The organism is Deltaproteobacteria bacterium (assembly GCA_040223695.1).
In the GTDB taxonomy this organism is placed as follows: Bacteria; Desulfobacterota_D; UBA1144; order Nemesobacterales; family UBA2774; genus JAVKFU01.
The window spans coordinates 67,801-90,816 of sequence record JAVKFU010000013.1 but is presented as its reverse complement, the minus strand read 5'-3'; the positions used below and the strand labels follow the sequence as shown (position 1 = coordinate 90,816).

General features: G+C 48.8%; 20 protein-coding genes. 15 read left to right on the top strand and 5 right to left on the bottom strand.

Features of this window, described 5'->3' with window-relative positions; genetic code table 11:
• Window positions 1–32 precede the first annotated feature (32 nt).
• The 3 genes from recJ to RIG61_03395 form a co-directional block, all read right to left on the bottom strand.
• A complete protein-coding gene (gene recJ, locus RIG61_03405) occupies window positions 33–1,724 on the bottom strand; it encodes a single-stranded-DNA-specific exonuclease RecJ (protein ID MEQ9618203.1) in 1,692 nt (563 codons plus the stop codon).
• A 102-nt stretch (window positions 1,725–1,826) separates the two neighbouring features.
• Entirely contained in the window at window positions 1,827–2,273 is a 447-nt protein-coding gene (aroQ, locus tag RIG61_03400; protein ID MEQ9618202.1) for a type II 3-dehydroquinate dehydratase, read from the bottom strand.
• A gap of 9 nt (window positions 2,274–2,282) precedes the next feature.
• Complete coding sequence (locus RIG61_03395; GenBank protein ID MEQ9618201.1) at window positions 2,283–3,008, bottom strand: tetratricopeptide repeat protein; 726 nt, start codon at window positions 3,006–3,008, stop codon at window positions 2,283–2,285.
• Window positions 3,009–3,385: 377 nt separating this feature from the next.
• Here RIG61_03395 and RIG61_03390 point away from each other — a divergent pair, with 377 nt between their 5' ends.
• Window positions 3,386–5,287 carry a cellulase family glycosylhydrolase gene (locus RIG61_03390; GenBank protein MEQ9618200.1) on the top strand — a complete coding sequence of 634 codons (1,902 nt, stop codon included), beginning with the start codon at window positions 3,386–3,388 and terminating at the stop codon, window positions 5,285–5,287.
• 34 nt (window positions 5,288–5,321) lie between these two features.
• Here the strand turns inward: RIG61_03390 and murJ are convergent, their stop codons facing one another.
• Both murJ and RIG61_03380 read right to left on the bottom strand, forming a co-directional pair.
• Window positions 5,322–6,893 (bottom strand): murein biosynthesis integral membrane protein MurJ, encoded by a 1,572-nt coding sequence (murJ, locus tag RIG61_03385; GenBank protein ID MEQ9618199.1) that lies wholly within the window; start codon window positions 6,891–6,893, stop codon window positions 5,322–5,324.
• Between the two features lie 3 nt (window positions 6,894–6,896).
• Complete coding sequence (locus RIG61_03380; protein ID MEQ9618198.1) at window positions 6,897–7,142, bottom strand: DUF4911 domain-containing protein; 246 nt, start codon at window positions 7,140–7,142, stop codon at window positions 6,897–6,899.
• A 399-nt stretch (window positions 7,143–7,541) separates the two neighbouring features.
• On the opposite strand from RIG61_03380, the gene mraZ reads away from it, so the two are divergent.
• The 14 genes from mraZ to ftsA are packed head-to-tail and all read left to right on the top strand — an operon-like array spanning window position 7,542 to window position 22,990.
• Window positions 7,542–7,988: a division/cell wall cluster transcriptional repressor MraZ gene (mraZ, locus tag RIG61_03375; protein ID MEQ9618197.1), complete on the top strand. Its 447-nt coding sequence runs from the start codon at window positions 7,542–7,544 to the stop codon at window positions 7,986–7,988.
• The gene (gene rsmH, locus RIG61_03370) at window positions 7,939–8,952 is read left to right on the top strand and encodes a 16S rRNA (cytosine(1402)-N(4))-methyltransferase RsmH (protein MEQ9618196.1); all 1,014 of its coding nucleotides are present in this window, start codon (window positions 7,939–7,941) and stop codon (window positions 8,950–8,952) included. The genes mraZ and rsmH overlap by 50 nt, the downstream gene beginning before the upstream one ends.
• A 2-nt stretch (window positions 8,953–8,954) precedes the next feature.
• The gene (locus RIG61_03365; protein MEQ9618195.1) at window positions 8,955–9,293 is read left to right on the top strand and encodes a hypothetical protein; all 339 of its coding nucleotides are present in this window, start codon (window positions 8,955–8,957) and stop codon (window positions 9,291–9,293) included.
• Window positions 9,290–11,215, top strand: coding sequence for a penicillin-binding transpeptidase domain-containing protein (locus RIG61_03360; protein ID MEQ9618194.1), 1,926 nt, complete (start codon window positions 9,290–9,292; stop codon window positions 11,213–11,215). Before RIG61_03365 ends, RIG61_03360 begins: the two co-directional genes overlap by 4 nt.
• Window positions 11,212–12,702, top strand: coding sequence for a UDP-N-acetylmuramoyl-L-alanyl-D-glutamate--2,6-diaminopimelate ligase (locus tag RIG61_03355; protein MEQ9618193.1), 1,491 nt, complete (start codon window positions 11,212–11,214; stop codon window positions 12,700–12,702). Before RIG61_03360 ends, RIG61_03355 begins: the two co-directional genes overlap by 4 nt.
• A 15-nt stretch (window positions 12,703–12,717) precedes the next feature.
• Window positions 12,718–14,094: a UDP-N-acetylmuramoyl-tripeptide--D-alanyl-D-alanine ligase gene (gene murF / locus RIG61_03350; protein MEQ9618192.1), complete on the top strand. Its 1,377-nt coding sequence runs from the start codon at window positions 12,718–12,720 to the stop codon at window positions 14,092–14,094.
• Window positions 14,094–15,203 carry a phospho-N-acetylmuramoyl-pentapeptide-transferase gene (mraY, locus tag RIG61_03345; GenBank protein ID MEQ9618191.1) on the top strand — a complete coding sequence of 370 codons (1,110 nt, stop codon included), beginning with the start codon at window positions 14,094–14,096 and terminating at the stop codon, window positions 15,201–15,203. The genes murF and mraY overlap by 1 nt, the downstream gene beginning before the upstream one ends.
• Before the next feature lie 50 nt (window positions 15,204–15,253).
• Window positions 15,254–16,582: a UDP-N-acetylmuramoyl-L-alanine--D-glutamate ligase gene (murD, locus tag RIG61_03340; protein ID MEQ9618190.1), complete on the top strand. Its 1,329-nt coding sequence runs from the start codon at window positions 15,254–15,256 to the stop codon at window positions 16,580–16,582.
• The gene (gene ftsW / locus RIG61_03335) at window positions 16,566–17,681 is read left to right on the top strand and encodes a putative lipid II flippase FtsW (GenBank protein ID MEQ9618189.1); all 1,116 of its coding nucleotides are present in this window, start codon (window positions 16,566–16,568) and stop codon (window positions 17,679–17,681) included. Before murD ends, ftsW begins: the two co-directional genes overlap by 17 nt.
• A complete protein-coding gene (gene murG / locus RIG61_03330; GenBank protein MEQ9618188.1) occupies window positions 17,678–18,748 on the top strand; it encodes an undecaprenyldiphospho-muramoylpentapeptide beta-N-acetylglucosaminyltransferase in 1,071 nt (356 codons plus the stop codon). The genes ftsW and murG overlap by 4 nt, the downstream gene beginning before the upstream one ends.
• A complete protein-coding gene (gene murC / locus RIG61_03325) occupies window positions 18,748–20,115 on the top strand; it encodes a UDP-N-acetylmuramate--L-alanine ligase (GenBank protein MEQ9618187.1) in 1,368 nt (455 codons plus the stop codon). Before murG ends, murC begins: the two co-directional genes overlap by 1 nt.
• The gene (murB, locus tag RIG61_03320; protein ID MEQ9618186.1) at window positions 20,112–21,023 is read left to right on the top strand and encodes a UDP-N-acetylmuramate dehydrogenase; all 912 of its coding nucleotides are present in this window, start codon (window positions 20,112–20,114) and stop codon (window positions 21,021–21,023) included. The genes murC and murB overlap by 4 nt, the downstream gene beginning before the upstream one ends.
• Window positions 21,010–21,765 carry an FtsQ-type POTRA domain-containing protein gene (locus RIG61_03315; protein MEQ9618185.1) on the top strand — a complete coding sequence of 252 codons (756 nt, stop codon included), beginning with the start codon at window positions 21,010–21,012 and terminating at the stop codon, window positions 21,763–21,765. The genes murB and RIG61_03315 overlap by 14 nt, the downstream gene beginning before the upstream one ends.
• On the top strand, window positions 21,758–22,990 hold the full coding sequence (ftsA, locus tag RIG61_03310) for a cell division protein FtsA (GenBank protein ID MEQ9618184.1): 1,233 nt from the start codon (window positions 21,758–21,760) through the stop codon (window positions 22,988–22,990). The genes RIG61_03315 and ftsA overlap by 8 nt, the downstream gene beginning before the upstream one ends.
• Window positions 22,991–23,016 lie beyond the last annotated feature (26 nt).

Below are 23,016 nucleotides of genomic sequence, written 5' to 3'. Positions count from 1 at the left end.
TTTTATCTGCGGGTATTATTTCTTAACCGTCTTCACCTTGCGTCCAGAATCCTTAATCTGACTTCTTTTCTCCCGTTCCATTTGTTGAATTCGGGCGTGAATACCACGTCTATTGTATCCGGTAGTAACGACGGCTCGGTCATATTGAACCATATGGCATCGAGAGTTCCGTTTCCCTGCCTGATCTTAAGCCCCAGGTGCTTGTCTTTGAAAAAACGCTGGGAGACCACCTGAACTGACCTGGAAAGAAGTACGGGCTCCGGATTCCCTATTCCAAACGGCTCGAGCAGTCCGAATTCTGTAATTAATGAATCCGTTACATCATCGAGCTCGACACGGCAGTCAATCTTAAGTTCAGGCTGAAATTTACTCCCTGCGCCCTCGACCGCTCTTTCGAACATCTCTTTGAACCGCTCTATATTCTCTTTTCTGATAGAAAGTCCGGCTGCCTGTTCATGTCCCCCGAACTGTTCGAAAAGATCCCGGCACTCCGTGAGCGCCGCGTAAATATTAATTCCCTCCACACTCCTGCCTGAGCCCTTTCCGACGCCGGCGCCGTCTATCGCTATCAGTATCACGGGTTTATCGTATCTCTCTACAATTCTGGAGGCGACTATTCCTATTATACCGGGATGCCAGTCCGGGGAGGCCAGCACGATTGAATTTGCCTCCTCGAAACCCGGGTCCGATTCGATTTGCGTTATCGCATCGATAAGTATGTCGCCCTCTATATTTTGCCTGTCGGAGTTCTCCCTGCTGAGCGTTTTGGCAATTTCCCTGGCGGCTTCGAGGTCTTCCGATACGAAGAGTTCGACCGCTTTTCCGGCCGTGCTTAATCTTCCGGAAGCGTTTATCCTCGGTCCGAGCTTAAATCCGAGGTCGTATGAGCTGACCTCGGATTTTACGCTGCTTGCCTCTTTAAGCGCAATCACGCCGATTCTCTTGGGAGAGTGCATCCTTTTTATTCCTTCTTTTACAAGTATGCGGTTAACGTCCATAAGGGGGGCGCAATCGGCTACTGTCCCGAGGGCCACCAGATCGAGGTAGTCGGCCAGATTGGGCTCGCCGTCTTTAAAGAATCCGTCTTCTCTGAGCGCTCTTCTTAGCGCCACAGCGAGGTTAAATATCACGCCCACGCCGGCAATCCCCTTCCCCGGGTACTTGCAGTCGGAGAGTTGAGGGTTAAGCACCGCTACAGCGTCCGGGAGCTCCTCGGGCGGTTTGTGGTGATCCGTGACTATGAAATCGGCTCCGAGTCTCTTTGCTTCCTCGACTTCCCTCACAGCGGTAATGCCGCAGTCCCCTGAAATTATAAGAGACACGCCTTCCCCGACAAGTTTTTTCACGGCATCGATATTCACCCCGTAACCCTCTTTAAGCCTGTCGGGATTATAATACGTCACGTCTCCGCCCAATTTTTTAAGGAATGTGTAAAGGAGAGCGGTAGAAGTGACCCCGTCTACATCGTAGTCTCCGTAGATCGCTATCTTCTCCCCTTTCGTAATGGCTCTCTTTATTCTCTCGACCGCTTTTTCCATGCCTTTCATCAGGTACGGGGAAGGGAGGTCGAAAAGCGTGCTGTTTAGAAAAAGGTTCACCTCCGCCTCATTATCTATTCCCCTGTTTATTAGAATCTGGGCCGTAATAGGGGAAATGCCGAGGTTTTTCGAGAGCTTATCTCTCAATTTGGGGTTTTCTTTTTTAACGCTCCAGAGTTTCTTCATTATTACCTGACTGGAAGTTCCTTAAAAATATTATGAGACAATCAGTATCCGGTTATTGAAATCCGGGGGTATTTATTTTGAACTATTAATCGTTGTACGGATTCAATCGGAGTCCACGGCTTTTAAATACCTTACCAGTCCGCTCAGTCCCAGAAAATAACTGTCCATCCCGAAACCCGATATAACCCCGAGAGCAACTCCGGATATAAATGACTTATGTCTGAATTCCTCTCTTTTGTGGACATTTGATATGTGGGCCTCAACCACGGGCAGACCCGTCGAAAGAATGGCGTCCCTGATTGCGATACTCGTATGTGTGTAGGCCCCAGGGTTTATCAGAAGACCGTCGAATTCGTTCATGGCGTTCTGAATTTTACCGACTATTGCTCCCTCGGAATTGGATTGGAAGAGTTCAATCTCCACATCCAGTTTTTTTGCTTCTTCGCTCAGAGTGGAATTTATGTCCTCAAGCGTTTTCGAGCCGTATATTTCAGGCTCCCTTTTTCCGAGCATGTTTAGGTTAGGGCCGTGAATAACTAGAATTTTCATGCCGTAATATTACTCTCCCGTATAGAATCCTGCAGTTTTATTCAGTAAATAGAGCCTTATTTTTTCAAGCTTTATCCGTATTTCATCATTTTCCGGGTCACTGTCGAGAATACTTTCCAGAACCGAGCAGGCTTTTTCGTAAAGACCCTGGTCGAGATAAATATCGGATATGGTATCAGATAAAAGCTGTTTATCATATTTTGTTATCCTCGACGCCAGCTCCTCGACGCTTTTTGCCTCGACGGACGATCTGATTTCTTCCTTTGCAGCCGCAAATTCCCCTTCTCTCTTTTCCTTCGCGTAGAACTCGTCTTCCAGCTCTTTTATCTCAGCGGGTATGCCGGAGTCCTGAGGATGATAGGCATGTGCGGACTTTATAAGTTCGAGAGCTTTGCTGTAATTTTCCTCGCTTTTGTAAATTTGAACCAGCATTCTGCATGCCGCCAGATTGTCCGGCGCCAGCTTAACTACTGTCTGAAATTCCTTCTTGGCCTGCTCAATCATCCATCTGTCGTAGTATATTCTTCCCAGTAAAAATCTTCCCGTGACACTTTTCTTATTATATCTCAATCCCTTGATTAATACATTAATCGCCTTATCCACTTTTCCCTGCTTGTACAGAACCTGGGCAAGGAAGATAAACGTAACCGAGGAAGGGTCGTCAAGTAAGATTTTTTCGTATTTTTCCTCGAATTTTCTGAGTTCGTCCTCGGTCGCCGAGTTCTCATCCGTCATCGCAATTTTGATATTACTTTATATCCAAAATACTAGTCAAGAAGGCCGGGATAATTTAAACGGCTTACAAGACTCGATAATATCCCGCTTATAGTGCTATTTTACAAAATCCGTAAGAGCCATAATGCACCATAAATCCTTGAATTCTAAGCCAATTGCCGTTATTAAGTCAGTAACGCCTTGCCGTCATAGGCAATTATTTGCTCCGGGTTCATGGCACGTCATTTGCGAATTCATCTTATGAAGAGTTCCGTCTCTTTCCCAATATCCGGCGCTTCTAAAATAAGGCTGTCAGGACAACGGACGAAATAATCGCGGTTATAATTTTATTTGGCGGTTCCAAAGCACAACATCAGAATTTTTAAGGAGGAAAAAGGATGCGGTCAGCGTTTATTGCTTTCCTGGTAATCTGTTCTCTGCAGGCTCCATCGTGGGCCTATTATGTGGAAAACGGCATTGTATATGATGACGACGGTCGGGAAGTAAATCTCTACGGAGTCAACTGGTTCGGTTTCGAGACGGGAGACCATGTGGTCCACGGGCTTTGGGCCCGCAACTGGAAGGATATGATTGCTCAGATAAAGGGACTCGGCTTTACCGCAGTCAGGCTTCCCTTCTGCCCTGAAACACTTTCAAATACCGGCACGTCCAGTATAAATTACTTCCTTAATCCCGATCTCCAGGGCCTCGGGTCCCTCGAAGTGCTTGACGAAGTCGTTCAGGAGCTTGACCGGAATGGAATGTACATACTTATCGACAATCATAACTACGACTGTCAGTCGATAAATGAACTCTGGTATTCAGGCTTCTATTCCGAGGAGGACTGGATAAATGATCTGGCCTTTCTCGCCGACAGGTACCGGGATATTGAACGTTTTATAGGTATCGATATAAAAAACGAGCCCCACGGCGCCGCCACGTGGGGTACGGGGAACGAATTCACGGACTGGAACACTGCTGCCGAGCGGGCGGCGGAGGAAGTTCTCTCTGTCAATCCGGATATCTTAATTTTCGTTCAGGGAATTCAGGATAACCCCGTGTGCAGCGGCTCGCTCAGTCACTGGTGGGGCGGCAACCTCGAGCCTTTCGACTGTTTTCCGCTCGATATTCCAGCCGACAAGCTGGTGCTGAGCCCCCATGTCTACGGTCCCGATGTTTTTGATCAGCCCTATTTCGGCGAGCCTGACTTTCCGGACAATATGCCCGGGATATGGGAGACGCATTTCGGCTATCTGGTCGACAGGGGATACTCTGTCATAATCGGGGAATTCGGCGGCAGGTACGGGCACGGGGGCGATCCGAGGGACAGGGTTTTGCAGGACGCTCTTGTGGAGTACATGGACGGCAAGGGAATGACGGATTTTTTCTACTGGTCGTGGAATCCCAACAGCGGCGACACGGGCGGTATTCTGAAGGACGACTGGCAAAATGTGTGGCAGGACAAGGTCGCATTACTGCAAAGGCTTATGGAGGGCTCACAGCCTGAGCCTCCGGACAGCACCGAATGCTCGGACGGAGTGGATAATGACGGCGACGGTCTCATCGATTATCCGGATGACCCGGGCTGTGAAAACGAGCTTGATAACGACGAGTTTAACGAGCAGCCTGATGGCGAAGTGATTACCACCGCCGTTAACATTAGCGACGACTGGGGTACGGGTTATTGCGCTCAGGTAACGGTCACGAATAGCGGCTCATCGCCTGTTGACTGGATGGTTACGTTCGACGTGTACGGCGCTATAAGGGATCTATGGAGTGCTGCCTATACTCAAAACGGGAGTTCCGTAACTGCCGAGGGCGTTTCGTGGAACGACATCGTTCAGGGAGGGAGTTCGGTTGGTTTCGGATTCTGCGCGGACAGGAACAGCCCCCCTCCTCCACCGGAGCCTACTTCTCCCCCGCCGCCAGCGCCTGTTTACGCATGCTCGGACGGGGTTGATAATGACGGCGACGGGCTCATCGATTATCCCGAAGACCCGGGATGTGATAACGCGGAGGATAACGATGAGTTTAATGAGCGGCCGGGAGGCGGAATTACAGCCGATGTCGTTATAAACGACGACTGGGGCACGGGCTACTGCGCCGAGGTCTTTGTTGTCAATTCAGGCTTCGGAGGCGTTGACTGGGTGGTTTCGTTCACGATAGAGGGAACCGTCAGAAACCTGTGGAACGCCGTTTACCGGCAGAACGGAAATACGGTCACGGCTGAGGGAGTGTCGTGGAATAATATCGTTAACGGGAACAGTTCCGTTAATTTCGGATTCTGCGCGAACAGGTAATTCATAAAGATTCGAGCCGGGGGCAAGAAGTGGCTTATTTGTCCCCCGGCATTTTCCTCCCGAGCATGTTGAGGATATATTCCAGTTCCTCTATCCGTAAAATCTTTACCAATACGAAATATACTACACCTGCTGTGCCTATAGACAGTAGTAGTATCCCGATTTTCTCTATCGAGAAAGCCGATTCGGTCCAGTCGGCAAAGGTAGAGACTTTCCACGCCGCCGCCGCCATGATTGTCGATAATAGGACTATCTTGAGACAGAAAACAAGGATAGGTTTCATTTTGATGTCGCCCGTCCTTTTCTCAAGCAAATAAACGAGCGTTATGAAATTGATTATGGATGAGATCGAGCTTGCGACTGCTAGCCCCGTATGATTGAGCTTGAGCGTGAAACCCAGTATGTAGCCAAGGACGGCGTTTGCCAGAAACGCAACGAAGGCCACGATAACCGGGGTCTTCGTGTCCTGCATGGCATAGAACGCGGGGGCGGTAACCCTTAAGCCGCCCACAGCCCACAGTCCGAATGAATATCCGAGCAGGGCCTGGGAGGTAAATACTGTTGCCTCGTATGTAAATTCACCTCTCTGGTAGAGCAGGTTGCATATCGGTATTCTAAGGGCTATCAGTCCCGCAAGCGCGGGAATAAGGATAAAAAGCATTAGCTTCAGGGTGTAGGAATACGTGTCGCGGAACTTACCGTATTCACCTTTGCTTATATAGCTTGCGAGGTTCGGAAGAAGCACCGTAGCTATGGAAACGGCTATGATGCCGAGCGGGAATTCTATCAACCTCTCGGCGAAATACAGGTAGGAAATAGTTCCTGACTGCATGAACGAAGCGTATTGAGAGCTGACTATTATATTCAGGTTATATACGGCGAGCCCGAAAAGCTGCGGCAGCAGGAGCAGTCCTATCCGCTTCACGGCGGGATGCCTGAAATTCCGCGTGAAACTGAACATAAACCCTTTGGCCTTCACAAACGGCAGCTGAATAAAAAACTGAAGAATGCCCCCCAGAATCACACCTGCCGCAGCCGAATATATGGGCAGATCGAAGCTCCTGTGGACCAGAAGTATTGAAGTTATGATGCAAATGTTAAAAACCACGGGCGAGAAGGCAGGCGCGAAGAAATGCCTGAGTGAATTCAAAATCCCCATACATAGAGCTGTCAGCGATATGAAAAATATATACGGGAACATAATTCGGTTGAGTGTTACGGCGAGTTCGAAAGTGTCTTGGTCGAAACCGTAGGCAAAGAGCTTGACTATATAGGGAGAAAAGAGCACCCCCAGTAAAGACACTGTTGTAAGGAGGATTAACAGAATGCTGAAGATAATGTCCGAAACCTTTTTCGCTTCTTCCTTATTCTTCTTTTCCAGAGTCTCCGTAAAGACCGGAATAAACGAGATCGTGAGTGATCCCTCGGCAAAGAGCCTTCTCAAAAGGTTCGGAATCCTGAACGCTATCCAGAAGGCGTCCGTATAAGCGGTTGCGCCGAAGAAATAGGCTATGACCATATCTCTTACATATCCCGCGATGCGGCTGATAAATGTAAGAGAGCCGATCATGCCTGCGGATCGTGCTATTTGTTCTTTTTCCCTCATAAGCTATCCGTCCGATGGGGTCAGGCTCCGGAGACCCGTTGAATCAACCTCCTCGAATTCAATCTCTTTTTTCAGCTTCTCAAGGATTTCTCTGGTTTCTCCGGCGGAGTCAGGGGTCGGTATCACTTTAATGATTCCTGAGGCCGGGTTCTCTGTTCTTACCCAGGCAATATGAGAATAGGTGCCCAGTATGGACTGGAAGTACACCGTTTCGCTGTTATTCTTTAGCTTGATGTATATTGTCGGCATTCAATCGATTATAGAAGATGAGGGTACAAGATTATATCTCAATTTATTGTTTTTTCCGATTGTGGGCAAAGATATTTTTGGAGTTTCCCCAGGCTTCGGTAATTGCCGCATTTCTGATGTGGTTTAAATTGGCATAAGCGAATTGTGGGCAGGCGGATTTCCCCTTGCTGAAATATTGTTTCGTTAGGGACAGTTAACATGCATTCTTAAAGTTTCTTGACCGATTGGGTTAAAAAGTATATTTATTTGCGTACCGAAAATAAATGGCTGAAGGATTTGATTATTACTGACTGCGTATTTTATCAAAAAATTAATAAATATCATTAACTTACTTGACAAACTTAATACATGATTATATAGTGGTTTTGAGTGGCATAAAGTGGCATAAGATGGTATGATATGTTTCGAGGACGATACGAGCATACGATGACGGATAAGGGCCGTGTCAGCATTCCGGCCAAATTCCGTGAGGTGTGCAGAGAAAAGTATGGAGACGAGACATTTGTCATTACAAATTTTGACAAATGCCTGGTTGCCTATCCTTTAAAGGAATGGAATGAGATCGAGAGGAAAGTTTCCGAGCTTCCGCAGTTTAAGCATGAGGTAATTTCATTTCTGAGATACCTGATGGGAGGAGCCGTGGACTGCCCTCTTGACGGGCAGGGCAGGGTTCTTATTCCCCAGTCTCTGAGAAACCATGCCCGTATCGACAGGGAACTCGTCATGATAGGTATGCTTACGAGGATTGAGATCTGGTCCAAAGAGGTGTGGGAGCAGGAAGAAGCGGCCCGCGCCTATGACGAATTTAAAAAGAGCAGGGACATACTTGCCGGACAAGGACTATAAAATCATGGAAAGCGCTGTAAAGGATTACATGAAACCGGTTCACCAATCGGTATTGGCCGAAGAAGTAATAAAATTCCTTGTTACGCGTCCTGAAGGTATATACGTCGATGCGACTTTGGGAATGGGCGGCCATACAAAGGCGATTCTGGAACAGACCGACAGCAAGTCCATTGTAATAGGCCTGGACGTTGATGAAGAGGCTATTTCCATTTCAAGAGAAACACTTTCTGAATACAACGGGCATGTGATCTTCCGCAACAGCAATTTTTCTGATATAGACAAGGTTCTGGAGAGCCTTGATATAAAGGAGGTTGACGGAATTATCGCCGATCTCGGAATGTCCTCTTATCAGATTGATTCCAGCGAGAGAGGGTTCAGCTTTAAGAGGGACGAGCCTCTTGATATGCGAATGGATGCCAGACTCAGGTTTACCGCCTACGATCTTGTTAACGAGATGAATGTGGATGAGATCTCAAGAGTATTGAAAATGTACGGGGAGGAGAAATGGGCCCGAAGAATCGCCAAGAGAATAGTGGAAACGAGAAAGGACAAGCCTATTGAAACGTCTGCCGAGCTAGCCGAGCTTGTTTCGGACGCTATTCCCAGAAAATTTCATCCCGTTAAAATACACCCCGCGACCAAGACATTCCAGGCTTTGAGGATTGCGGTTAATAACGAGCTTGAAAATATCGGAGAATTCATAGAAAAAGCGGTAAAACGCCTGAGACCGGGCGGCAGACTGGTCATTATATCTTTTCATTCACTCGAGGACAGGATTGTAAAGAATGTATTTAGGCAAATGTCGTCCCCGTGTATTTGTCCGCCTGATCTCCCGGAGTGCGGCTGCGGCAAGAAGAAAGTCCTCGATATTCTAACCCGCACCCCGGTTGTTCCGGACGATGAGGAAGTTCTCAATAACGCGAGGGCCAGAAGCGCTAAAATGAGGGTGGGGGAGAGGGTCTAGGAATGGGACAGGCAAAGGCTTTGGGCTCCAGGCAGAAAGTGAGATCCGAAAAAACTGTCGTATCGACGGGGTTTGTGATTATCGTTCTGATAGCCGTTGCCCTTGCTTTATTTTATGTCAGATTCAAGGTCGAAGAGCTTAGAATAGGCTATGAAATTTCCAGAAATAATAAACAGACAAAAGAGCTTTTGAAGGAGCAGCGACTTCTGAGCTCCGAGTTCATGAGAGCAAAATCGCCGGACAAGCTTGAAAAGCTTGCCCTCGAGCTCGGATTCAAGTATCCGACACAGGAAGATATTATATTTCTTGAAGAAAAACCCTACGTAGGTACCAGGAGATGAAACCCAAGAGAGGCAAAAAAAGGATTTCCCTGGGCAGAGACCTCGATAGGCCGAAATGGAAGATGTCGGTAATCGGGGCTTTTGTCCTCGTACTCTTTGCCCTGGTATGCTTCAAAGCCTTTGAGCTTCAGGTGATCGACCGCGACCGCGCGTTCAAGGTTGCCAGAAAACAGCACCACGGGAGCTCGACGCTTCTTCCCCGCCGGGGTAAAATCCTCGACAGAAATATGAAGGAACTGGCCGTAAACGTCGAGATAAAGTCGGTCTTCGTGAATCCCTACAATATAAAAAATCCTGAAGAATTTTCCAAAGCCTTGTCCGGAAAACTGGAAATACCGGAAAAGAAATTATTGAAGCGGGCGTCTTCGAAGAGCTCGTTTGTCTGGCTCAAAAGACTGGTCGATCCCGCGGTAACTTCCGAGCTCGAGTCCATGGATATCGAAGGCCTGGGATATATAGAGGAGCCGAAGAGGGTTTATCCGAACGGTCCTCTCATGGGACAGGTACTAGGGTTTACCAATATAGACTCTACGGGTATAGAGGGACTTGAATACCGTTACGACAGCCTATTAATAGGGAAGCCGGGGAAGATAATTCTCAAGAGGGATGCTTACGGGCGAAGAATTATTAATAACCCCGATATTGTGGAGTCTTTCGGCGAGGAAAAGACATCCGGTCACAGTATTGTGCTTACTATAGACTCGCAGATACAGCACATAGTGGAAAGGGAGCTCAAGGACGGCATTGAGAAAATGAGCGGCGAGAAAGGCATGGCGATTCTCATGGATCCTGAATCCGGAGAAGTGCTTGCTATGGCCTCCTACCCCTTTTTAGACCCGAATAATTACGGAGAGTACCCCCAGGAAAACAGGAGAAACCTTCCCATCTGGTACACCTACGAGCCGGGCTCAACGATGAAGGTGTTCCTTGTCGCAAGCGCTATTCAGGATAAAAAAGCGAGTCCCGAATCTCAATTCTTCTGCGAAAACGGCAGGAGAAAGGTGGGGGCCAGGGTTATCAGGGACGTAAAACCCTACGGGACCCTTACACTGGCGGATATCGTCAGGGTTTCGAGTAATATCGGGGCTTCAAAAGTAGGCGAGTTGCTTGGAAAAGAGACATATTATCAATATTTAAAAAAATTCGGTTTCGGCGAAAAAAGCGGGATCGACCTTCCGGGGGAATCGAGCGGCAAGCTGTTGAGCCCCAAAAAATGGGGAAAGATAGAGCTTGCTACCATATCATTCGGCCAGGGGGTTTCGGTAACCTCGCTTCAGCTCGTATCCGCCCTCTCCGCGATAGCCAACGGCGGGTATCTCATGAAGCCCCATATAGTAAAGAGAATTATAAGTTCCGACGGAACGGTGATTCGTGAAAAGAAGCCTGAGGTTGTCAACAGGGTTTTATCCTACGACACCTCAGTTAAAATGACCCGCATACTGGAGCGTGTGGTCGAAGAGGGCACAGGTAAAAAGGCCGCAATACCCGGATTTACCGTCGGGGGAAAAACCGGTACGGCACAGATACCCGACCCCGTAAACGGGGGATACTACAATGACCGCTTTATTGCGTCGTTTATCGGATTCGCTCCTACCGACGATCCCAAAATAGTGCTTGCGGTAGTTGTCGAGGCCCCCAAGAAAATGACGCACGGCGGTTCGGTAGCGGCCCCTATATTCAGACAGGTTGCGGAGAAGGTCCTGTTCCATTTAGGCGCATCTCCTAACAAGGAAATGGTCGGGACAAGGATAATGCCGGATCTAAGCGGAAAGAGCGTGAGGGATATTCTTAAATGGTCGGAGGAGGAGGGTATCAAGGTAGAGGTCAAAGGCAGCGGCTACGTTACCGGACAACAGCCTCCGCCGGGTGATACGATCAAAGAAGGCATGGTTTGCTCTATAGAGCTTAAACAGAATATATGATACTCAGCGATATTATAAAAGGACTAAAGATAAAAAACCTACATGGACATGACAGCTTAGAAATTTCAGGAATTTCGTTCGACTCTCAACAGATTAGAGACTCTTATCTCTTTGTGGCCTTAAGAGGAGAGAAAACAGACGGCCATGAATACGTCGAGTCCGCCGTAGAGCAGGGTGCAAAGGCGGTAATTTTAGAAGAACATCCGCAAAAAGATTTTCCGGGTGTTTCAATTATTGAAGTGCCTGATTCGAGAGAAGCGCTTGCGGGCGTCTCGGCCAATTTCTACCGACACCCGACCAAAGAGCTTTGTCTCGTGGGGATTACAGGCACAAACGGGAAGACTACGGTAACGTATCTTCTCGAATCGATATGGAAAGAAGAAAACAAGAACCCGGGTATTATCGGGACTATAGATTACAGGTTCGGCGGTAAAAAATTTAAAGCCTCTATGACAACTCCCGAATCACTTGATTTAATGAGAATGTTAAGGGAAATGAGGGACTCGGGCACGGACAATGTAGCTATGGAAGTGTCATCTCATGCAATCGATAAAGAGAGAGTACTCGAATGTCATTTCGACGCGGCGGTGTTCACAAATCTCACTCAGGATCACCTCGATTACCACGGAACGATAGAAGATTACCTGAACGTCAAAAAGAGGCTCTTTACGGAGCTTTTGTATAAAAGTGAAAAGAAACATACGTTCTCTATAATAAATTTAGACGACCCTGCGGGGGCCGAAATAGCAAAAGATGCTCCCGGTGAGCTCATCACTTACTCCCTCAAGGACGTAAATGCTTCGGTATACGTTGAGGAGAGCAGAATCACCGATTGTGGTATATACGCGCGTGTCAAAACGCCTTACGGCAACTTAGAGATTAATTCGAAATTATTCGGCGAGCATAATCTTGCCAATATTCTGGCTGCCCTTTCTTCTGCCCTTTTCACGGGATCATCCGTTGAAGCCGTAGAGGCGGCTGTATCCGGATTCACGGCGGTTCCGGGAAGACTGGAGAGGGTCGAGAACCCACTGGGAATCCGGATACTGGTCGATTATGCCCATACGCCGGACGCGCTCAATAATGTGCTCCTTGCTGTAAAACCCCTCACACGCGGTAGAATAATCCTCGTGTTCGGATGCGGCGGGGACAGGGACAGGACCAAGAGGCCCAAAATGGGGATTATCGGCAGAGAGCGCTCGGACGTGCTGATCGTTACCTCGGACAATCCCCGGACCGAATCTCCCGAGGCCATTATAGATGAGATAGAGCACGGTGTCTTCCAGGTCAAAGCCGACGGCAGGCCCTATTACAGGGTTGCCGACAGAAAAGAGGCGATAAGGCGGGCCATAGGAGTGGCGGAAAAAAACGACACGGTGCTTATTGCTGGCAAGGGGCATGAGGATTATCAGATAATCGGCGCGAAAAAATACCCGTTTGATGACAGGGAGGTTGCTCGGGAGGCGGTAAGAGAAATTAAGAATTAATCTTTCAGGAATAAAATGCTCGAACTTGATTTCGTACTTGATTCAATGAATGGAAAGATCGTTTCCGGCCTCGGGAAGGGTAATTTCTCAGGCGTCAGCACCGATTCGAGGAAGGTGCGAGGAGGGGAGATCTTTTTCGCCCTCAGGGGCGATAATTTTGACGGTCATGAATTCGTGGACGAGGCTCTCGGTAAGGGGGCAGGTGCTGCGGTGATCGAGACGGGGGGGCATCAACGCGCAAACGGCAAACTTTTAATCGGCGTGCCTTCTACTCTGAGAGCTCTCGGGGACCTGGCTTCGAGCTGGAGAAAGGGTTTTCCCGATCTTAAGCTTGCGGCGATTACCGGGTCTAACGGAAAGACCACCACGAAGGAGATGGTGTGGAGCATAGTTTCACAGAAGCATCCGACACTTAAAAATACAGGCAATTTTAATAACCTCATCGGACTGCCGCTCACGCTCCTGGGTCTTAATGAAAGTTTCAGGGCCGCTGTGGTCGAGCTCGGAATGAACGATTTCGGAGAAATTAGAAGGCTAGCCGAGATAGCGGATCCAGATGTGGGAGCTATTACGAACATAGGCAGGGCGCATCTTGAAAAACTGGGCGGAATAGACGGGGTAGCAAGAGCAAAGGGCGAGCTTGTGGAAAGCTTTGAGGGGGGCAGGACGTTTGTCGTAAACGCGGATGATCCGAGGATTGCCCAAATCGCCGAGAATACGAAATGCGACAAGATCACTTACGGACTAAAATCGCCTGGCACAATGTTGTCGGCAAGAAAAATCGAGCAGAATGAATTTTCCGGTATCGGGTTCCTGATGTGCATAGAAGGAACGGAGTTCCCGGTCGAACTGACGGGGATCGGTATACATAACGTTATGAACGCCCTTTGCGCGTCCGGTATAGCCTTGTCCCTTGGCTGCGGCAAAGAGGAGATTAAGTCCGGGCTTGAGACGTTTACACCCGAGCACATGAGGCTTGAGGTCGTGGAGAGCCCAAGGGGTTTCAGGATTATTAACGACACGTACAACGCGAATCCCGAATCCATGCGGAGCGCCATAGACGAGCTCGTTAAGTTAAAGGGGGGCGGGAGAGCGATAGCGGTCCTGGGTGATATGCTTGAGCTCGGAGCTGCGAGCGGGAAAGAGCACGCGGGACTGGGAGAATATTTGTCCGCTTTGGGCGTTGACTACGTTGTAGCCTGTGGAAAATTCGGGAGCTCGATTCTGAACGGGGCCGGGAATGCCGTAGAAGGTTCCCTGGCCGCGACCCACGGAGAAGCCGCCGATATAGTGAAAGCCATCGCAAAACCCGGGGATCTCGTACTAATTAAAGGTTCCCGCGGCTCAAGAATGGAAGAAGTTACAAAGATTTTAGTTGAGGGAATATCGTAATGTTTCATCTTCTCTATCTACTTAAGGGTGATTTTATACTTTTTAATGTCTTCAGGTACATAACGTTTCGCTCGTTCGGAGCCGGCGTTACTGCATTCCTGATCAGTATTGTTCTCGGAGGGCTTTTTATTAAGTTCCTCACAAAAAGACAGTTCAGGGAGAGTATACGCGACGACGGTCCTGAAACCCATAAATCCAAAGCAGGCACACCCACTATGGGAGGGGTTTTTATCGTTATAGCGATAGGGTTCTCTTCGCTGCTCTGGGTAAACCTCACGAGCGAAATTATCTGGATTGTACTCCTCTTTACCTTTAGCTACGCCCTCATCGGGTTTCTCGATGACTGGTTAAAATTTACAAGGGGAAAGGGTATGAAGGCGCGCGTTAAATTCACGCTTCAATTGGTCTTCGGATTATTATTCGTTCTGGTTCTTATGAGCGATGTGAGCGTATTTAGCATGGCTGCAAACGCAGGCCGGTTTTCTGATTATTCCTTTACGTCCGTCGTTTTCCCTTTTTTCAAAAAGGCCGTGATTAATCTCGGCTGGTTCTATCTCCCCTTCGCTATTATGGTCGTAGCGGGGGCTTCAAACGGCGTTAACCTCACGGACGGACTGGACGGGCTTGCTATAGGCTCTATCGTTGTAGCGGCGGCGACTTATATTGTATTCGCCTATCTTTCCGGTCACGTCGAGTTCTCAAGGTATCTTCAGATACCATACATCCCCGAGGGGGGAGAGCTTGCCGTATTTCTGGCCGCGGTCGGGGGAGCCTGTCTGGGGTTCCTCTGGTTCAATTCCCATCCGGCCCAGGTATTTATGGGAGACGTGGGGTCGCTCGCCTTAGGCGCCGCTATAGGCTCTGTCGCGCTTATAATAAAGCAGGAAATCCTGTTAATAATCGTAGGCGGTCTCTTCGTCATGGAGGCTCTGTCGGTGATTATACAGGTCGGGTCGTTTAAGCTCACCGGCAGGAGGGTTTTCAAGATGGCTCCTCTCCATCATCATTTTGAGCTCTGCGGCTGGCCTGAGTCCAAAGTGGTCATAAGGTTCTGGATCATTTCTCTCGTTCTTTCTTTGTTCGCTCTTTCGACACTCAAATTGAGATAGTTTTTAGAATTACAGGTACTTATTTGCAAGGTGGTGGAAATAAAGCTCTTATGGAACTTAACGGAAGAAAGGTGCTTGTCGTGGGAGTCGGTAAGACCGGTATCGCGACTGTTAAATTTCTCCTGAAAAAGGGGGCGAAAGTGTCTGTGAGCGACAATTCGCCTATTGAAAAAATAAGGGAACAGGCCGAGATGCTCGGTTCCCGGGGAGTCAGGCTCGAGGCCGGAAGGCACATCAGGGAAACATTTCTATCCGCCGAGACCATCGTTCTGAGCCCCGGTGTGTCGTTTAATATACCTCCCGTCCGGGATGCGCTGGAGGAAGGCATAGAGGTAATCAGCGAAGTCGAGCTCGCGTCGAGATTCATCGACAAGCCCGTAATCGCCGTTACAGGTTCGAACGGAAAAACCACTACCTCGACATTGATTTCGCACATCCTCGAAAAAAACGGTAAAAAGGTGTTCTTAGGCGCCAACATAGGCACGCCGCTTATTGAGATCGCCCGGGATTATGAGCGTTACGACATACTAGTGCTTGAATTAAGCAGTTTTCAGCTCCAGGGCATAAAAACCTTCCGTCCCGATGTAGCCGTAATTCTCAACATCTCCCCCAATCACCTGGATCATCACGCGACGTTTGATGAATATGTTGAATCCAAGATGAAGATTTTTTCCAACCAGTCCGTGAGCGACTGGTGTATTTACAAGGCCGACGATGAGGTGATAAATAAATATCTGCCCCGGATAAAATCAAGAAAAATCCCGTTCGGCGATAGTCGGGACGAAAACGGTATTTCATATGACGGGTGCAGTATAAATTACGGCAGCGAGTCGTACGATATGCGGGGAGTCAAGCTGATCGGTTACCACAATATTGAAAACATAATGGCCGCTATCGCGGCGACAAGGGTCTTCGGATGCGACCCTGAAGTTCTGAGAGAAGCCGTTATTGAGTTCAGTCCCCTAGCCCACAGAAACGAGTTTCTCGGAGTGATAAGAGGAGCGCAGTTCTATAACGATTCCAAATCGACGAGTCCGGGGGCCACGCTTCGGGCGCTTGAGAGCCTTCCCGCTCCGATAATTCTTATCGCAGGCGGCAAGGATAAGGGCGTAAGCTTCGATCCGCTCAGGGACGTGATAATGAAAAAAGTAAAGTGCATGGTGCTGATGGGGGAGTCCAGATTCAGAATGCAAAAGGAGCTCGGGTCAGCGGTCAATACGGTTTTAGCGGATACCCTTGATGACGCCGTGGATAAAACGCTCGAGAACCTCGACCCCGGCGACACGGTTTTATTTTCACCGGCATGTTCAAGCTTCGATATGTTTCAGTCGTATCAAGACAGAGGAAGGAGATACAAGGAAATTGTTCGAAATATTTAGTTCCGCGAAAGGAAGAACGTTCGATCTGGGCGTAATAATCTCCGCCGTTTTTCTAACGGCGGTCGGGCTCCTTATGGTCTACAGCACAAGCTCGGTTTACTCCCTTGAGATGTACGGCGACGCGAATTACTTTTTGATTCGGCATTCAATATATCTTGTGATCGGACTTATATGCATGTTTTTCTTTATGAGACTGGATTACAGGGTTCTGAGAAAGCTGGTTTATCCCGCTTACCTGATCGGCTTTGTCCTGCTGATCATCGTGCTGGTTCCGGGAATCGGAAAGCAGGTGAGCGGGGCAAGAAGATGGATAGACCTCGGATTTTTCTCCTTCCAGCCTTCCGAGATAGCTAAATATATACTCGTTCTATATCTTGCCCATTCGCTTACGAAGAAAAGGGACAAGCTCGATAACTTTTTAGTCGGTTTCGCTTCTCACATACTGATTGCGGGCGTTTATGTAATTCTGGTGCTTCTCGAACCCGATTTCGGCACCGCGACGACGATGCTTGTCGTTCTTTTCGGAATGCTATTTATCGGGGAAGTAAAAATGAAATACCTGATCCCGGTAGGTGTCGTTTCGGTAATATTCCTGTGTCTCGCCGTCGTAACCAAGGGCTACAGGATGAACCGCGTGATGTCGTTTCTCGACCCCTGGCAAGACCCTCTCGGCTCCGGTTACCAGGCCATACAGTCATTTGTGGCATTCGCTCACGGAGGGGTTTACGGTTCCGGGCTCGGCGACAGCTCTCAGAAGCTGTTCTTTCTCCCGCAGGCTCATACTGATTTCATATTTTCCATAATAGGCGAGGAGCTGGGTTTTATCGGTATTGCGCTCGTAATAATCGGCTTCGCGGTCCTGTTCGTAAGAAGCATGAGGGTCTCGCTAAGGGCCCCGGATCTGTTCGGTTGTTATCTGGTATTCGGCTGTATTCTTCTGATTGCGCTTCAGGCCGGTATAAATATGGCGGTTGCGGTCGGATTATTCCCCACAAAGGGCCTCACCCTCCCGTTCATCAGTTACGGAGGAACGTCTCTCATAACTACGCTATCAGCTGTAGGAATAATACTTAACGTATCTAAATCGGGCTTGAAATGAAGGTGATAATTGCCGGGGGAGGCACAGGGGGGCATATATTTCCGGCAATCTCGATTGCCGAGGAGATAAAGAGAAGAAATCCCTCGAACAACATCCTTTTTGTAGGTACGAGTAGAGGGTTGGAGAACGATTTGCTTTCAAAAAGGGGTTTTAGGATAGAGCACATAAGGGCGCGGGGAATAAAGGGCAGGAGCTTGTTAAATAGTGTAAATGCAATCTTTTCCTCGCTCGCGGGTCTTTTCGACTCGTTGTCTGTTATAAGAAATTTCAGGCCTGATGCGGTTTTAGGCGTGGGAGGATACGTTTCGGGCCCTATGGTGCTTGCGGCGAGTCTTTACGGTATCCCAACAGCTGTCTGCGAGCAAAATGTCTATCCCGGAGTGACTAACCGCATATTGGGGAAACTGGTTAAGAGGGTATTTGTTGCTTTCGAGGACAGCAGGTCCTATTTCCCCGGTGATAAGGTTCTTCTCACCGGGAATCCCGTAAGAAATGAAATCCTCCGAAACGCCGGTAGTGAAAAGAAGGCTGAGGCCGTCGTGATTCTAGTTTTCGGAGGGAGCCAGGGCGCGCACAGACTCAACGCGTCCGTTCCCGAGGCGCTTGCCGAATTAGGCAGAGAGGACATCTCCGTAATACATCAAACCGGACTGAAAGACTACGATTATGTAAAAAATCTCTATCAGAAATTCGGCATTAAAGCCCGTGTTCTCACATTCATCGAGGACATGGCCGGCGCTTACGCCGGCGCCGACTTCGTAATCGGAAGGGCGGGGGCCGGAACGGTATCCGAGATTACCGCGCTTGGAAAACCGTCTCTGCTCGTCCCCTATCCCCATGCGGCCAACAACCATCAAATGGAAAACGCGAGGGTGCTCGAGCGGGCGGGGGCGGCGATTGTCATTGAGGATAAAGAGGCCACTCCTGAAAATCTTTCCCGGGCATTGACCGGGGCGCTTGGGAAAGACAAACTAAATAGCATGGCGTCCGCCGCCGCTGCCCTGGGGAAACCGGGAGCCGCAGGGGCGATAGCGGACGAAATATCAAAACTGGGCGGAGAGATTTAGTGTACGGAAAAATTAAACGTATTCATTTTGTGGGAATAGGCGGTATTGGAATGAGCGGTATCGCCGAGCTACTTATCAATATGGGATATAAAGTCACGGGCTCCGATTTAAGGGAATCCGGTACTATCGACAGGCTTAGAAATCTCGGGGCATCGGTATCCGTGGGACATAGCGCTGAAAATGTTCACGGAGCCGGGGTTGTAGTGATATCCTCGGCTGTTAATAACCGGAATCCCGAGGTAATCGAGGCTGAGAGTCTCGGCATCCCCGTGATTCCGAGGGCTCAGATGCTCGCCGAGCTTATGAGGCTCAGATACGGGATAGCCGTCGCCGGAAGTCACGGAAAAACAACAACGACTACTATGATCTCTGCAGTACTCTCCCACGGCGGGCTTGACCCGACTATAGTAGTGGGCGGCAAGGTTAAGGCTCTCGGCACTAACGCGCGGCTCGGAAAGGGAAATTTTATGGTAGTTGAAGCGGACGAAAGCGACGGTTCTTTTCTTTTGCTCTCGCCGGTGATATCGGTTCTGACCAATATCGACGAAGAGCACATGGATCATTACAACGGAATAAGGGAATTGGAACAGGCGTTTTCAAGCTTTTTAGATAAGATTCCTTTCTACGGACTTTCGGTGGTTTGCGTGGACTGCCCCCGCGTGAGCGCAATCTCAAAAGGTTTTGAAAAAAGGTCGATCACCTACGGTTTCAGCCCCGAGGCCGAGCTTAGAGCCGAAAATGTAAATATCTCAGGGTTTAAGACCGAATTCGAGGTATTTCTCAATAATTCCCGTCTCGGTGAAATCAGTCTTCAAGTCCCCGGCAGGCATAATGCGCAGAATGCACTCGCCGCTATTGCCGTGGGAATGGAGCTCGGCATGGATTTCGCACAGCTGAGACAGGGTCTTCTCGAATACACGGGTATAGACAGAAGGCTTCAGATCAAGGGGCGGGGCGGAGACGTACTGGTGCTCGACGACTACGCTCATCACCCGAGTGAGATAAAAGCCACGATCGATGCCCTTAAGGATTCCGGGGCGGGCAGGATTGTGGCGATTTTTCAGCCCCACAGATATTCGAGAACAAGCCGCCTCTTTAAGGAATTTACAAGTGTTCTGCGCGAGATAGATGTGCTCTTTCTTCTCGATATATACGCGGCCGGAGAGGAGCCGATAGAAGGCGTTACATCAGAGTCCCTGTTCCGGTCTGTAAAGGAGGCCGGGCACAAAAACGTGTTTTACTCAAATGGCAGTAATGACGTAGAGGCCTCGGTTCTGAATTTATTAAAGCCCGGCGACGTCGTTATTACCCTCGGGGCCGGAAATGTCTGGACTATAGGGGAGAAAATAGCAGAGGAAATCGCATGAGTGTTTTGGAGTGTCAATTGGAGCTTATCGGCTGCGAGGTCGATCAAAAATTCCCCATGAATAAATACACCTCTCTCCGCGTAGGGGGTAGTGCCGATTTTGTCGTCACTCCTGGGAACATGGAGCAGTTTATAAAGGTGCTGAATCTGCTGTCGGAAACCGATACGCCCAGGGTCGTGCTCGGCGCGGGTTCAAACACGGTAGTGTACGATGACGGTATAGACGGCGTGGTTGTATCTACCAGAAAGTTGAAAAATATTCAGATAGGGGAAGACGAAAAGGTTTTCGCCGAGACGGGAGCCGTGCTCGGAACCATACTGAACAAAACGGTTAAAGCCGGTCTTACCGGTTTTGAATTCGCCGCCGGCATTCCGGGAACTGTCGGAGGCGGGATATTCATGAACGCGGGAGCCAATAACGGCGAGATAAAAGATGTCCTGGAGACGGTTTGGGTGTGGCTTGACGGTAAGGAAATTGCCATTGACAGGAATGAAATTAAATTCGAATACCGGAAGAGTCATCTGCCCGAGGGATGCGTAATCACAAGAGCTGTCTTCGGACTCAGAAAGGGGAATAAAGAGGAAGTAGAAAAGAATGTAAAGGAATATATGGAGCGCAGAAACCGGACACAGCCCATCAAAATGTCCAATACAGGCTCCATTTTTAAGAATCCGCCTGATATTGCGGCGGGAAGACTCCTGGAAGAGCTCGGACTCAAGGGATTTGGAATTGGAGGGGCGAGATTTTCCGAGCTGCACGCGAATTTTATCGTTAACTCCGGTGGCGCGAAAGCAAGCGACGTGCTTCGGCTGATAGAGACCGCGAAAAAAGAGGCGTTGCTTAAAAGGGGAATCACCCTTGAAACGGAGGTAAAAATAATAGGAAAGGAAAAAAGTGGAAGAGAATAAAGGCTTTCCTTATCGTAGATTCGTAATAATTTTGTCCCTCCTGGCGGTACTGACCGTTTTGGGCGTAGCCTCTTACGCGAGCCTTCGTCTCGGAATATTCACGGTGGAAGAGATAGAAATAAGCGGAAATAACAGAATCAGCGAAAGAGAGATTATCAAAAGGTCAGGATTGCACCGGGGTCTCAGCAGCATTTTCTTTTTCGAGAATCAGGTCGAGGAGGACATACTCGGCAATCCCTGGATCAGGACGGTTTCGGTCAATAAAGAATTCCCTAAAAAGGTGCGTATAGAAATAGAAGAAGAAGAGGTTTACTGTATTGTTATCTCCGGGGGGGGGAAGCCTTTTTATATAAGCAGGTCGGGCAACATGCTCGGGTCCGGAAATTTTGATATGGGGCTTGATTTTCCCGTTCTGATAGGCGAAGTTATAGAGAACCCGGATCTGTTGAAAGAGGCCCTCGATATATTGGAATTGTCTAAGAGCAGCATCGTTCTCAACTGGAACGATATTTCCGAAGTCCATATAGATCCTATATACGGCATCAAGGTTTTTACGAACGATAACCGCCGTATAGAATTCGATAGAAACAAGATTGTCGAGAAGTGGGATAAGATCGAAAAAATCTTAAAGCATTCGGATAGCTTGGGACTTAAAGAATATTATATAAATATAAGCTCGGAAAATATGGGTGTAGTTAATTTTCAACCACCGTCGGCTTCATCCGGAGCTAAGGATGGGTAGGGAACAGGATTTGATAATCGGCCTGGATATAGGAACTACAAAAATATGCGCTATCGTCGGGGATTTTAATCCCTCTACTGGGGAAGTTGAGATAATAGGGGTGGGCACATATCCCTCATACGGTCTCAAGAGGGGCGTGGTCGTGAATATAGATAACACGATTCAGTCGGTGAAGCACGCTGTCGAAGAAGCGGAGCACATGGCGGGATGTGAGATCAGAACCGTATTCGTCGGAATTGCGGGAGGGCATATCAAGGGCATAAGCGGGCACGGCATGATTACGATCAGGGAGCGGGAAGTTGCGAAAAGGGATATAGAAAGGGTAATTGAGTCCGCAAACGCTGTTTTAATCCCCGCGGACAGGGAAATCATTCACGTCATACCCCAGGAATACGTCGTGGACGGTCAGAGCGGAATAAAAGACCCCGTCGGTATTTACGGGATCAAGCTCGAAACGAAAGTTCATATAGTGACAGGCCAGGTTACCGCGGCTCAGAATCTGGTTAAATGCATACACGGGGCGGGGATGGACGTTGCGGATATCGTGCTCGAGCAGCTCGCTTCAAGCGAAGCGGTCCTCACCGATGATGAGAAGGAAATCGGGGTCGTGCTGATCGACTGCGGCGGCGGAACAACCGATATAGCTATATTCGTCGGCGGCAGTATCAGATACACGGAGAACGTTACCCTCGGTGGGGATAATATAGACAGAGACATTGCGCTCGGTTTATCGACTCCGCTTGCCGAAGCCAGAAAAATTAAAGAGAAATACGGAACGGCCCTGGCCGAGCTCGTATCGCCTGAGGAGACAATAGAGGTGCCGAGCGTGGGGGGAAGAAATTTCAGAAAAATATCCAGAAAAGACCTCGCTATGGTCATAGAGCCCAGGATGGAAGAAATTTTCGCTCTCGTTAAAAGAGAGGTAAGAAAATCGGGTTTTGAAGACCTTGCGCCTGCGGGTGTGGTTATAACGGGCGGAAGCGTGATTATGAACGGCACGGTTGAGCTTGCCGAAAGAGTGCTGGAGATGCCTGTCAGAATGGGTATTCCTACCGATGTCGGCGGGCTTAGCGACATAATCGCGAACCCTGTTTATTCGACCGGTGTCGGGCTCGTTCTTTACGGCGCCGGTTACAAAGGTGATAAAAAATTACGTATAAGAGATGAAAATGTTTTCAAAAAAATATTTGATAGTATGAAAAACTGGTTTCAAGAGTTTTTTTAGGTTAAAATGGATTAACGATAATGGAG